12 protein-coding genes and 1 tRNA gene are annotated in these 11,690 nt (G+C 60.7%); 10 read left to right on the top strand and 3 right to left on the bottom strand.

Annotated features, from left to right (window positions below; genetic code table 11):
• Positions 1 to 177 precede the first annotated feature (177 nt).
• The 3 genes from LG294_RS07735 (at position 178) to LG294_RS07725 (ending at position 1,359) form a co-directional block, all read left to right on the top strand.
• Positions 178 to 477 carry a hypothetical protein gene (locus LG294_RS07735; RefSeq protein WP_404291095.1) on the top strand — a complete coding sequence of 100 codons (300 nt, stop codon included), beginning with the start codon at positions 178 to 180 and terminating at the stop codon, positions 475 to 477.
• A gap of 129 nt (positions 478 to 606) precedes the next feature.
• Positions 607 to 801, top strand: a complete 195-nt coding sequence (locus tag LG294_RS07730) for a hypothetical protein (RefSeq protein ID WP_404291093.1) — start codon at positions 607 to 609, stop codon at positions 799 to 801.
• A gap of 273 nt (positions 802 to 1,074) precedes the next feature.
• Complete coding sequence (locus LG294_RS07725) at positions 1,075 to 1,359, top strand: hypothetical protein (protein ID WP_404291091.1); 285 nt, start codon at positions 1,075 to 1,077, stop codon at positions 1,357 to 1,359.
• A gap of 87 nt (positions 1,360 to 1,446) precedes the next feature.
• Here LG294_RS07725 and LG294_RS07720 read toward each other — a convergent pair.
• From LG294_RS07720 to LG294_RS07710, 3 genes are all read right to left on the bottom strand, one after another.
• Positions 1,447 to 1,522, bottom strand: a tRNA-Val gene (locus LG294_RS07720).
• Positions 1,523 to 1,626: 104 nt separating this feature from the next.
• Positions 1,627 to 2,079 carry a redoxin domain-containing protein gene (locus tag LG294_RS07715; RefSeq protein WP_404291089.1) on the bottom strand — a complete coding sequence of 151 codons (453 nt, stop codon included), beginning with the start codon at positions 2,077 to 2,079 and terminating at the stop codon, positions 1,627 to 1,629.
• Positions 2,079 to 2,453 carry a DUF3052 domain-containing protein gene (locus LG294_RS07710; protein WP_404291686.1) on the bottom strand — a complete coding sequence of 125 codons (375 nt, stop codon included), beginning with the start codon at positions 2,451 to 2,453 and terminating at the stop codon, positions 2,079 to 2,081. The genes LG294_RS07715 and LG294_RS07710 overlap by 1 nt, the downstream gene beginning before the upstream one ends.
• A 402-nt stretch (positions 2,454 to 2,855) precedes the next feature.
• On the opposite strand from LG294_RS07710, the gene aceE reads away from it, so the two are divergent.
• From aceE to LG294_RS07675, 7 genes are all read left to right on the top strand, one after another.
• The gene (gene aceE, locus LG294_RS07705; RefSeq protein ID WP_404291087.1) at positions 2,856 to 5,600 is read left to right on the top strand and encodes a pyruvate dehydrogenase (acetyl-transferring), homodimeric type; all 2,745 of its coding nucleotides are present in this window, start codon (positions 2,856 to 2,858) and stop codon (positions 5,598 to 5,600) included.
• A 143-nt stretch (positions 5,601 to 5,743) separates the two neighbouring features.
• Positions 5,744 to 6,952 (top strand): PucR family transcriptional regulator, encoded by a 1,209-nt coding sequence (locus tag LG294_RS07700; RefSeq protein ID WP_404291085.1) that lies wholly within the window; start codon positions 5,744 to 5,746, stop codon positions 6,950 to 6,952.
• A 175-nt stretch (positions 6,953 to 7,127) separates the two neighbouring features.
• Entirely contained in the window at positions 7,128 to 8,051 is a 924-nt protein-coding gene (locus LG294_RS07695; protein WP_404291083.1) for an ACP S-malonyltransferase, read from the top strand.
• Between the two features lie 23 nt (positions 8,052 to 8,074).
• A complete protein-coding gene (locus LG294_RS07690; protein WP_404291081.1) occupies positions 8,075 to 9,136 on the top strand; it encodes a beta-ketoacyl-ACP synthase III in 1,062 nt (353 codons plus the stop codon).
• Positions 9,137 to 9,271: 135 nt separating this feature from the next.
• A complete protein-coding gene (locus LG294_RS07685) occupies positions 9,272 to 9,517 on the top strand; it encodes an acyl carrier protein (protein ID WP_096287019.1) in 246 nt (81 codons plus the stop codon).
• Between the two features lie 118 nt (positions 9,518 to 9,635).
• Entirely contained in the window at positions 9,636 to 10,877 is a 1,242-nt protein-coding gene (locus LG294_RS07680; RefSeq protein ID WP_404291078.1) for a beta-ketoacyl-[acyl-carrier-protein] synthase family protein, read from the top strand.
• Positions 10,878 to 11,032: 155 nt separating this feature from the next.
• Entirely contained in the window at positions 11,033 to 11,608 is a 576-nt protein-coding gene (locus LG294_RS07675) for a dihydrofolate reductase family protein (protein WP_404291076.1), read from the top strand.
• Positions 11,609 to 11,690: the final 82 nt, after the last annotated feature.

The following is an 11,690-nucleotide window of genomic DNA, read 5'->3' as shown; positions in this document are numbered from 1 at the left end:
TGACATTCACGGTGTAAACGTGAGGGCAAACCCTTGAAACATAAGGCTAAAACGGTGCTCGGACACTACTGCGATCAGGCGAGGTGAGCACCACGTTGAACAGCAGTTTTAGTGGTGTCGGGCAACCATTCAACGTAATTTACTTTACTGTCGGTTCACGTCCGTAAGTTAGTCAGCATGGCTCCTGTTGATGTTGTCTTTACTCCGGCCAGCCGCTCCGCATTCGGCGTGGCGGCCGGGTCTGGCATATTGGTGTCGGAACCGACCAAATGGTTTGAGCGCACCCGCTGGTGGGAAGATACCACTTTTCGGATTCCCAAGAACACAGACGTTCAGATCGACTACGTGGTATGGAGAGTGCAAGTACGACTCGGACACAACCCCCGCTGCGAACTCATCACCTGGGACCTCATCGAGAACCCACAGACCGAAATCTGGGCTGTGCGTGAGAATCTGGAAGAACAGGTCGCGCCCTAACGCCAAAATCCCGTCCACCGCATAATGAGGCCTTGTCCACTAGGGTTGGGATTACAAGAATAAATCAAGTCTAATGGGCTAGAAACACAGTATTGAGAGCAACGATTGGACCTGCAAACGATGCCAAATATGGCCAATGATTTAGAAGCTTTGAAACTAGCAGCTGCCAAGAAGGCAATTGCAGACAAGGCGCAATCATTAGCCGCTGACGAACTCGCCGATGCAGTATGTGCAGCTATCGCGGACCCTAGTATCTCTACGGCAACGATTCCCGAAGTAACCGGGCTGAGCAATGCCCGCGTATACCAAATCAATAAGGGCTAAGTCGAAAACCGTCGCCCGCCCTCGTCGCACTCGTATCAAAACCTTTTGGAGGAAACTGCTGTGAAGAAACTTGCCCCGAACGCCCTAATCGCCGCTCTCACTCTCACCGGCTGCACTGCGGGCAATCAATCCACCGATGCCACTCCAAGCGCCAAAGCCTAGCCTAGCGCCTCGGCAAGCGCTCAGGCAGTGTCGAAGTCGGTCGAGCCGAGTGCCAAGCCAAGTGCCAGTGAAAGTAAGACCACTGCGCCGCGCCAAGCATGGGCAGATGACATGATCAACCTGTTCTTGAACGGCAACGGCGCGGCAAGTTTCAACGCATTTTTCAAGGGCTCAGCTCAACGCGAGATTGCCGAATGGTCTTCACCTGAGCAGGGGGTCTTGAAAGTAGTTATCAAAAACGGCAAATGGGATGAACCCTCAATTGAGCATGTGGGCTGGGATATCATGTCAAAGGTCGGGTGGGAAACTCCTGAACTCAAATTAGTTCAGGTAACCACCGAAGATGAAAGTATGTCTTTCGATTACACTCGCTCTATGGTTACCGGGATGAAATAGAACTTAAATGGCCCGTATCAGTTGGCGTTAAAATACAAAAAACCCGCCCTAACCAGTCTATACAGACAAGTCAGAACGGGTTTTGCGTGGTGGGCCCTACCGGGATCGAACCGATGACATTCACGGTGTAAACGTGACGCTCTACCAGCTGAGCTAAAGGCCCAAACCTTTATGCTGTCTTGCGTTTATCCAAGCCAACGAGAGATAAATTTACCGGCATTTTCCTCACCGTGCAAATCGATGGCACCCGGCGTGCGGCGAGCCGCGTCACCGCGACCTCTTGACCGCCTCGAAGTAGCTCTCCAGACTGCGCGGTTCGGTCATCGAGCTGGTTATCACTTCTTGCACGACGCCGTTCACCAGATAGAGCGTCAGGCGCGTTGCTACCCCCTTTTCCTCGTCAAAGGCGCCGATTCCCTGGGCTACTGCCCCATGCGGCCAGAAGTCCGCGAGTAGGTCGAACTCGATTCCAAGCTGCTCGGCGTAGGTGCGCAGCGCAAACTTGTGATCCACCGAGATCGCCACCACTCGCACCTGCTGATCGAGGAACTTTTGGTGGTGTTCTTGAATTTCCGCCAGTTCGGATCCGCAGACGCGGGAAAATGCCCACGGATAAAAAACCACCAGCACCCGGCCCGAAGCGAGCTGGGTGCTGGTGATCGTTTCGCCGTACTGATTTTCCAGCGAGAAATCGAACAGGCGTGAACCTGCTTCGATCATTAGTTCTTCTTGCGTGGTGCCAGGCGGATGGCGGACCAGTCCTCAGAGACACCCTCGGTTGTAGTGACGTGAAGTCCCGCGGTGGGAGCATCCTGTTGAATCTGGCTTGGGGACACATGTCCGACCCGACCCTGCTTAGGGGTTAGCAACCAGACAATGCCGCCTTCGTCGAGGCATTCTAATGAATCCATTAGGGCATCGACCAAGTCACCATCGCCGTCGCGCCACCAGAAAATGACTGAATCGACTACGTCGTGGTCGTCTTCGGTGAGCAATTCTGAACCAATCAGGTCCTCGATAGCATCACGAAGATCGAAGTCCACGTCTTCGTCATAGCCCAGTTCCTGAATAAGGTCTTCATCTTTGAAACCCATGATCTTAGCGGGTTCCGGGTTTGCCGATACGGCGTTGCTCACTTCATTCCTCCTGCTGATACAAAGCGTTACTAACAACAAAACACTCTTTTGTCGTCCCATTCAAGCGCTAACGACGTAACACGCCGGTAATTCTACCTCGATGCATTGTGACTCACATCATTCTTACACGACCATTGGCCGCATAGCTCCTGTACCGAGTTGCATATGTCACTCAATAAGTCAGATATAAGCCGTTTTTGGGTCAAAAACGTGTACTTTTCACTTCCCCATAAGAACTAGAGTATGGGTTGAAACGAGATGCTCACGTCAATCAAGCGTGTCTGTCTCAAAGTCCCAACCCGTCGCCCGGTCCAAACTTAGACCAAATCGACGGAGCCGCAATTCAATCAAGGAGCATCCGTGGCTGTAGAGGAACATATCTCCCAGATCCGTAGTGGTTTGACTTACCAGCTATCCGATCGGGATCCTGAGGAAACTCAGGAATGGTTGGACTCATTCGATTCGCTTGTCGAGTCGCAGGGCACCGAACGTGCTCAGTTCATCATCCGCTCGCTGCTGCAGCGCGCCGGCGCGAAGTCTGTTGGTGTCCCACACGTGACCACCACTGACTACGTGAACACCATTCCAGTGGATCAGGAACCAGAATTCCCGGGCGACGAGTCCGTAGAACGCCGTTTCCGCGCATATATGCGCTGGAACGCAGCGATCATGGTGCACCGCGGCCAGCATCCAGACATTGGCGTCGGCGGACACATCTCCACCTACGCCGGTGCTGCCACCCTTTACGAGGTCGGCTTCAACCACTTCTTCCGCGGCAAGGACCATGCAGGCGGCGGCGACCAGATCTTCTTCCAGGGCCACGCCTCCCCGGGCATGTACGCTCGCGCCTTCCTCGAAGGACGACTGGGCGAAGAGGACATGGACGGCTTCCGCCAGGAGAAGTCCAAGGAAGGCCACGCATTGCCTTCCTACCCGCACCCGCGTTCGATGCCTGACTTCTGGCAGTTCCCGACCGTGTCGATGGGCTTGGGCCCGGCAAACGCCATCTACCAGGCGCAGCTGAACCGCTACATCCATAACCGCGGCATCAAGGACACCTCCGACCAGCACGTCTGGGCCTACCTGGGCGACGGCGAAATGGACGAGCCGGAGTCGCGCGGATTCCTCCAGCTCGCAGCCAACGAGAAGCTTGATAACCTCACCTTCGTGGTGAACTGCAACCTGCAGCGCCTGGACGGACCGGTGCGCGGCAACGGCAAGATCATGCAGGAACTCGAAGCCTTCTTCCGCGGTGCCGGCTGGAACGTCATCAAGGTCGTTTGGGGCCGCGAGTGGGATGCCCTGCTCGAAGCCGACCCAGACGGCGCACTGGTCGACGTCATGAACCAGACCCCGGATGGCGACTACCAGACCTACAAGGCAGAGTCCGGCGCATTCGTCCGCGAGCATTTCTTCGGCCAGCGTCCGGAGACCAAGGAATTGGTTTCCGAATACACCGACGACGAGATCTGGAACCTCAAGCGCGGCGGCCACGATTACCACAAGGTCTACGCGGCCTACAAGGCAGCCACCGAGTTCAAGGGCAAGCCAACTGTCATCCTGGCGAAGACCGTCAAGGGCTACGGCCTGGGCACGCACTTCGAGGCGCGCAACGCGACCCACCAGATGAAGAAGCTGACCCTGGAGGACCTCAAGGGCTTCCGCGATCACCTGCGCATCCCGATCACCGACGAGCAGCTCGAAGCCGATCCGTACCTGCCGCCGTACTACCACCCAGGTGTTGACTCCGCGGAGTACAAGTACATGATGGAACGCCGTGCGGAGCTCGGCGGCGCGGTGCCGACCCGCCGCAAGGAGACCAGCACGCCGATCTCCCTGCCCGGGGACAAGTCCTACGCCTTCGCCAAGCGCGGTTCGGGCAAGCAGCAGGCGGCCACCACCATGGCCTTCGTGCGCCTGCTCAAGGACCTGATGCGCGATAAGGACTTCGGGCACCGCATCGTGCCGATCGTGCCCGATGAGTCGCGCACCTTCGGCATGGACTCCTTCTTCCCTACCGCCAAGATCTACAACCCGGCCGGACAGAACTACCTGTCGGTTGACCGCGATCTGGTGCTGGCCTACAAGGAATCCCCTGCCGGACAGCTGATCCACCCGGGCATCAACGAGGCCGGCGCAGTCGCCGCCTTCACCGCCGCGGGCACCAGCTACTCCACCCACGACGAACCGCTGATCCCGATCTACGTGTTCTACTCGATGTTCGGTTTCCAGCGCACCGGCGATGCCTTCTGGGCGGCAGCGGATCAGATGACCCGTGGCTTCATCATCGGCGCCACCGCAGGGCGTACCACGCTGACCGGCGAGGGACTGCAGCACGCGGACGGCCACTCGCCGCTGCTTGCCGCAACCAACCCGGCGGTAGTCACCTACGACCCGGCCTTCGGCTACGAGATCGGGCACATCATGCGCTCGGGCTTGGACCGCATGTACGGCGGGAAGCACGAAGATCCAAACGTGATGTACTACCTCACCGTGTACAACGAGCCGATCTCCCAGCCTGCCGAGCCGGAGAATGTTGACGTCGAGGGCATCGTCAAGGGCATCTACCTGCTGAAGGAAGCGACCACCGACGGACCGCGCGCCCAGCTGCTCGCCTCCGGCGTGGCGCTTGCGTGGGCCGTGGAAGCCCAGCAGATCCTGGCCGATGAGTGGGGTGTCTCCGCCGATGTCTGGTCGGTGACCTCCTGGAACGAGTTGGCGCGCGACGGCCAGATCGCCGACGACGCGGTGCTCACCAACCCATCCATCGCTCGGCCGGTGCCGTTTGTGACCAACAAGTTGCAGTCCACCACCGGTCCGGTCATCGCCACCACCGACTACATGCGTGCGGTGCCCGAGCAGATCCGGCCTTACGTTCCAGGTGAATTCCACACCTTGGGCGCGGACGGCTTCGGCTTCTCCGACACCCGTGCGGCGGCGCGTCGTTTCTTCAAGATCGACTCGCACACCCTGGTGGTCAAGACCTTGGCCTCGCTGGCAGAACGCGGCGAGATCCCGGCGGACACCGCGGTGAAGGCGCACGCCAAGTACGACCTGAACAACCCGAATGCCGGAACCTCCGGCAACGCGGGCGGCGACTCCTAGCCTCGGCATAGGCCAAGCTGATGCCCAAGGGCGCGAAGGCAGTTCTACTGCCTTCGCGCCCTTGCGGTTATTAACCTCATATTCGCTTTGCGGCGGGCCAAACCTACGAGCGAGTACCGGAAAACTTCCGTATGCTGTGAATTATGAGTCCTCAGGTCGAACCCACATCCAGCGTGCGCTCGCGCGCCGTGCGTTTGCCCAAGCCCACGCCGGAAACCATCCGCCGGCTCAAAAGCCATCTCGGGGTGCTTTCCACTACGGCGCTGAAGTATCTGGACCAGTCCCTGCCCTGGTACCGCTCGCTGGAACCGGCCGAACGCGCCGCCCTGGGACTGGTCGCCCAGAAGGGCATCTCCACCTTCGTCTCCTGGTACGAGGAACCCGAATCCACTCCGGCCTGGGTGATGAACGACGTCTTCGGCGCCGCCCCCACCGAGCTGACCCGCTCGATCTCGCTGCAGAAAGCGCTGGCCCTGCTGCGCACCATTGTGGAGGTCGTCGAATCCCAGGTCCCTGATATCGCCGCGGAAAACGAACAGGCCCAGCTGCGCGAGGCGGTGCTGCGCTACTCGCGCGAGGTCGCTTTCGCCGCCGCCGACGTGTACGCCCGAGCCGCGGAAACCCGCGGAGCTTGGGACTCCCGGCTCGAAGCGCACGTGGTTGACGCGGTGTTGCACGGCGAATCCCAGGATTCCCTTTCCTCGCGCATCGCCGCCATCGGCTGGAAGTCGCAGAAGAATATCCGCATCATGGTGGGCACCACCCCGGGCTCGAACTCGGTGACCTTCGTCGCGGCGCTGCGCCGGATGGCGCTGCGCTATTCCAGCGACTCGCTGGTGGGAGTGCTCGGCGAGCGGGCGATCCTGATGCTCTCGGATACCAAATTCGAGGAAGCTGACCTCTCGCGCTTTGCGAGGTTCTTCGGGCCCGGCCCGATCGTGTATTCCCCGATGGCCGAGACGGTCAAGGATATGCACACCGCCGCCAGCGCCGCGGTGGCCGGCTATGCCGCATCCAAGGCCTGGCCGCAGGCCCCCACGCCGGTGGGCGCCGACGATCTGTGGCCCGAGCGCGTATTCAACGGCGACCAGTTGGCGCGCACCGCACTGGTCGACCGCGTCTACGTGCCGCTGGTGCATGCGGGCAATGGGCTGCTCGAAACGCTGTCCAGCTACCTTTCCTTGGGCCATTCCCTGGAGGGCACCGCCCGGCAGCTGTTCGTGCACGCCAATACCGTGCGCTACCGGCTCAAACGCGTCTCCGAAGTGACCGGCTGGGATCCGCTGGTGGCCCGCGACGCATTTGTGCTGCAGACCGCTTTGGTGGTCGGACGGCTTGCCGAGGCGGACTAGCCGAGCTCATGTTTTTATGGAGACCGCACAGTTCAACGGACGCAACACAACCGCATTACATGGGTTTTCGTGCTCGGCGTACGATAAGCTTTTGTAGAGTTCCTACAAAGAGGTTCGACGAGCTTGGTACCGAAATACCGCGCGTGAAGCCACAACTATTTGGAAAGCTGTAAGAGTGCTAGCAATCGTTTGCCCCGGACAGGGCTCCCAGACCCCAGGTTTCCTCACCGAATGGCTCGAGGTGGATGGCGTTCGCGACCATCTGTCGGCCCTGAGCGAGATCACCGGACGCGATCTCATCGCCCACGGCACCGTCTCGGATGAAGAAACCATCAAAGACACCGCCGTCGCCCAGCCGCTGATCGTCGCCGCAGGCCTGGTGACCGCGCGCGCACTCTTCGGTGAGCAGCTGCCCGCCGGCGCCATCCTGGCCGGACACTCGGTCGGAGAAATCACCGCCTCGGCCCTGGCCGGTGCGCTGGCTGAAAACGATGCAATGATTTTTGTCCGGGAACGCGCCAACGCGATGGCCGAAGCCGCGGCTGCCACCCCTACCGGCATGGCAGCGGTGCTCGGCGGAGACCCGGATGAGGTGCTCGCCAAACTCGACGAACTGGGCTTGACCCCGGCCAACGCCAACGGTGGCGGGCAGACAGTCGCCGCCGGCACGCTGGAACAGCTCGAAGCGCTAGTGGCCAACCCGCCGGCGAAGGCCCGCGTGATCCCCTTGAAGGTCGCCGGCGCATTCCACACCGCGCACATGCAGCCAGCAGTGGGAGTGCTCGAAGAACTCTCGAGCACGCTGAACCCGCAGTCCCCGACCCAGGTGCTGCTCTCGAACTTTGACGGCGCCCCGGTAGCCAACGGCGAGGCGAACCTGAATTCGCTGGTAGCTCAGGTCTCCCGCCCGGTCCGCTGGGACCTGTGCATGGAGACCTTGGCCGTCCAGGGAGTGACCGGGCTACTGGAACTCTCCCCCGCAGGCACCTTGGTGGGCTTGGCCCGCCGCGGCCTGAAGGGCGTAAAAACCCTCGCTGTGAAAACCCCCGAAGACCTGGCAGCAGCCCGCGACTTCATCGCCGAGCACACCGCCAACTAGCAGACGGGCACCTTTCCGCAATCATGAGCGTGCAACTGAAAACCCCTGCCACCAACGCCTACAGCCGCATTCTGGGCACCGGATCCTTCCGCCCGGATGTCGTGGTCACCAACGACGATATCTGCCAGTGGATCGATTCCTCGGACGAGTGGATCCGCCAGCGCACCGGCATCATCACCCGCCACCGCGCCGATGCGAATACCTCGGTGCTCGATATGGCCGAAGCCGCCGCCCGCAGTGCTTTGGAGGACGCCGGAATCACCGCCGAACAGGTGGATACCGTCATCGTTGCAACGGTGACCTTCCCGCATGCGACCCCGTCGGCGGCTTCCGCGTTGACCGACCGCTTGGGCGCCACCCCGGCTCCGGCCTACGACATCTCCGCCGCGTGCGCCGGCTACTGCTACGCGGTGGCTCAAGCCGACGCGCTGGTGCGCGCCGGGCTGGCCCAGCATGTGCTGGTGGTAGGCGTGGAGAAGCTCTCGGATTACATCGACAATTCCGAACGCACCATCTCATTCCTGCTCGGCGACGGCGCGGGCGCCGTAGTGATCGGTGCCTCCGAAGTTCCGGGGATCTCCCCTTCGGTGTGGGGCTCTGACGGCTCGAAGTGGAACGCGATCAGCATGACTCACTCGCAGCTGGCGCTGCGCGAATCGGTGCTCGGCAGCGAAAACGAGCTGCTTGAAAGCGCCGTCGACGAACCACTGGAGGAACACGCCAATCCGTGGCCGACGCTGCGCCAGGACGGCCAGACGGTTTTCCGCTGGGCGGTCTGGGAAATGGCGAAGATGGCACGCAAGGCCCTGAGCGAGGCCGGGATCGAAGCCAAGGATCTGGCCGCTTTCATTCCGCATCAGGCAAATATGCGCATTATCGACGAGATGGTCAAGCAGCTGAAACTTCCCGATTCGGTGGTGGTAGCGCGCGATATCGCCGAGAACGGCAATACCTCGGCTGCCTCGATTCCGATGGCCATGGACCGCATGCGCCGCGAGCACCCGGAGCTTTCGGGCAAGCTTGCCCTGCAGATAGGTTTCGGTGCCGGGCTTGTCTTTGGTGCTCAGGTAGTACTCCTGCCCTAAGCTTTAACCCGAAGGCGAACACCGACTGGTGGGAACCAGTAAAATTTTATCTAAGCCGGACAGTGCCCCGGACGGGGAACTGCGCCACACACAATGACCGGAACATTCCGGCACAACGAGAAAAGGAGCCACCTGATGGCTAGCAACGAAGAAATCCTGGCGGGCCTCGCCGAAATCGTGAACGCCGAGACCGGCCTGGACGTTGCCGACGTGCAGCTGGACAAGTCCTTCACCGAAGACCTGGACATCGACTCGATCTCGATGATGACCATCGTCGTTGAGGCCGAGGACAAGTTCGAGGTCAAGATCCCGGACGAGGAAGTCAAGAACCTGAAGACCGTTGGCGACGCAGTGAGCTTCATCGCCGCCGCACAGGCCTAAGCCTTACCGCCGCACCTGCAGAGGCGCGGCAACCCGTTGTGTGGGAAAGCCGCACGCACGGGCCGGTACGTGAAGCCGGCCCCCAATATTTTTACACCGCCCAGTAGAGAGTTTGATGATGGCGCGCAAAGTAGTGATCACCGGTCTCGGAGCCACAACCCCCATCGGTGGGGACGTCCCCACCCTTTGGGAGAACGCCCTCAAGGGCGTCTCCGGCGCCGCCACCTTGACCGATTCCTGGGTGGAGGAATACAACCTGCCCGTCACCTTCGCAGCGCGCGCCTCGGTCCCAGCCACCGATGTGCTTTCCCGCGTGGAAGCCAAGCGCATGGACCCATCCACCCAGTTCGCCGTGGTTGCCTCGCGCGAAGCCTGGAAGGATTCGGGGATCGTAGATTTCGACCGCAAAAAGCTGGCCGTCGCTTTCGCCACCGGCATTGGCGGAGTGTGGACCCTGCTTGACGCCTGGGATACCCTGCGCGAAAAGGGCCCGCGCCGCGTGCTTCCGATGACCGTGCCGATGCTGATGCCAAACGGCCCAGCCGCCGCCGTGTCGCTGGACTTGGGTGCCGAAGCCGGCGCGCACACTCCGGTTTCGGCTTGTGCTTCAGGCACCGAGGCCATGCACGTGGGTCTTGAGCTGATCCGCTCGGGCAAGGCAGATATCGTGATGGTTGGCGGCGCGGAAGCCGCGATCCACCCGATGCCGATCGCAGCATTCTCTTCGATGCAGGCGCTCTCGCGCAGCAACGACAATCCACAGGGCGCCTCCCGCCCGTATGACATCGACCGCAACGGCTTTGTCATGGGTGAAGGCGCCGGCGCACTGGTGCTGGAAGCCGAAGAGCACGCACTGGCTCGTGGCGCACGCATCTACGCCGAGTTGGCCGGAACCTCGGTCACCTCCGACGCGCACCACATCACGGCACCCGATCCTCAGGGTCTGGGTGCAACCCGTGCGCTGAAGGCGGCCATGTTCGATGGTCTAATCCAGCCGGAGGACGTCGTTCACGTCAACGCGCACGCGACCTCCACCCCGGTGGGCGACAAGCCGGAGTACACCGCGCTGCGCGCCGCTCTGGGCGATCACCTGGACGATGTCTGGGTCTCAGCTACCAAGTCGCAGATGGGCCACCTGCTCGGCGCATCTGGTGCCGTCGAATCGGTGCTGACCACGCTGGCGATCTACAACCGCAAGGCCCCGGTCACCATCAATCTGGACAACCAGGACCCGGAAATCCCGCTGAAGGTCGTTACCGGCCAGCCAGCTTTGCTTCCCGCAGAGGGCAGCATCGTGGCACTGAATAACTCCTTCGGTTTCGGTGGACACAATGCCGTGGTGGCAATCCGCAGCGTCTAGTTACCGCTTGATTCGATGGTGGGGTACCTCTAGTTTTCTAGAGCTGCCCCGCCATCGGTGTTTTAAGCGCCGGTTGGCACGTCCAAACTATTGTTCGACAACCCGCGCGTTGTTAGGCTCTGCGTTATCGGCAACCTACGAAAGAGGCAAATGCCATGCGTAAACTCATCGCGACAGCATTTATTTCGGCGGACGGCGTCATGGAGGCCCCGGGCGGCGAACCGGGGTACCGAAACTCCGGATGGACCATGTCCAGCGTTGATTTTGATCCCGCGGCCTACGCGCTGAAGGGGTCCGAACAAGATGAAGCTGAAGCCATGCTCCTAGGCCGAGTCAGCTACCAATCCTTCAGCTCCGTCTGGCCAGATCTAACCGAAGACTTTCCGAAGTACAACGCGATGCCAAAGTACGTGGTGTCTACTACTCTGCACAACCGAGATTTGGTGGACAACTGGGGCCAGACGCAGATCTTGCGATCTGCCGCCGAGGTAGCACGGCTCCGCGCCGGCGATGGTGGACCGCTGATCGTGCACGGGTCCACGACTTTGCTCCATTCCCTGCAGGAGCACCAGTTGATTGACCGTTACCATTTGCTGGTGTTCCCGGTGCTATTGGGCGCGGGCAAGAGGCTGTTCAGTGAGGCATCGTTGCCGGCGCAGAAATTAGCGCTCACCGATTCAGCCGTGTATCCCAACGGAATTCAGAAAAACGTGTACGACGTGGTGCGCTGAAATATCACCTACGGCAAACGGGACCCCGATTCGCATCGGGATCCCGTTTTTTTGCGGTAACACCCCGCACCACCGGGGATCT

The sequence above is a fragment of the Glutamicibacter arilaitensis genome, from assembly GCF_044793945.1.
GTDB lineage: Bacteria > Actinomycetota > Actinomycetes > Actinomycetales > Micrococcaceae > Glutamicibacter > Glutamicibacter arilaitensis_B.
Note: the sequence above shows the minus strand (reverse complement) of the source record. Positions and strands in the feature narration are given on the sequence as shown.

Coding starts and splice junctions, on each gene's coding strand:
- LG294_RS07735 (WP_404291095.1), top strand. CDS start 178: ATGGCTCCTGTTGATGTTGTCTTTACTCCGGCCAGCCGCTCCGCATTC.
- LG294_RS07730 (WP_404291093.1), top strand. CDS start 607: ATGGCCAATGATTTAGAAGCTTTGAAACTAGCAGCTGCCAAGAAGGCA.
- LG294_RS07725 (WP_404291091.1), top strand. CDS start 1,075: ATGATCAACCTGTTCTTGAACGGCAACGGCGCGGCAAGTTTCAACGCA.
- LG294_RS07715 (WP_404291089.1), bottom strand. CDS start 2,079: ATGATCGAAGCAGGTTCACGCCTGTTCGATTTCTCGCTGGAAAATCAG.
- LG294_RS07710 (WP_404291686.1), bottom strand. CDS start 2,453: ATGGGTTTCAAAGATGAAGACCTTATTCAGGAACTGGGCTATGACGAA.
- LG294_RS07700 (WP_404291085.1), top strand. CDS start 5,744: ATGAGTCCTCAGGTCGAACCCACATCCAGCGTGCGCTCGCGCGCCGTG.
- LG294_RS07690 (WP_404291081.1), top strand. CDS start 8,075: ATGAGCGTGCAACTGAAAACCCCTGCCACCAACGCCTACAGCCGCATT.
- LG294_RS07685 (WP_096287019.1), top strand. CDS start 9,272: ATGGCTAGCAACGAAGAAATCCTGGCGGGCCTCGCCGAAATCGTGAAC.
- LG294_RS07680 (WP_404291078.1), top strand. CDS start 9,636: ATGGCGCGCAAAGTAGTGATCACCGGTCTCGGAGCCACAACCCCCATC.
- LG294_RS07675 (WP_404291076.1), top strand. CDS start 11,033: ATGCGTAAACTCATCGCGACAGCATTTATTTCGGCGGACGGCGTCATG.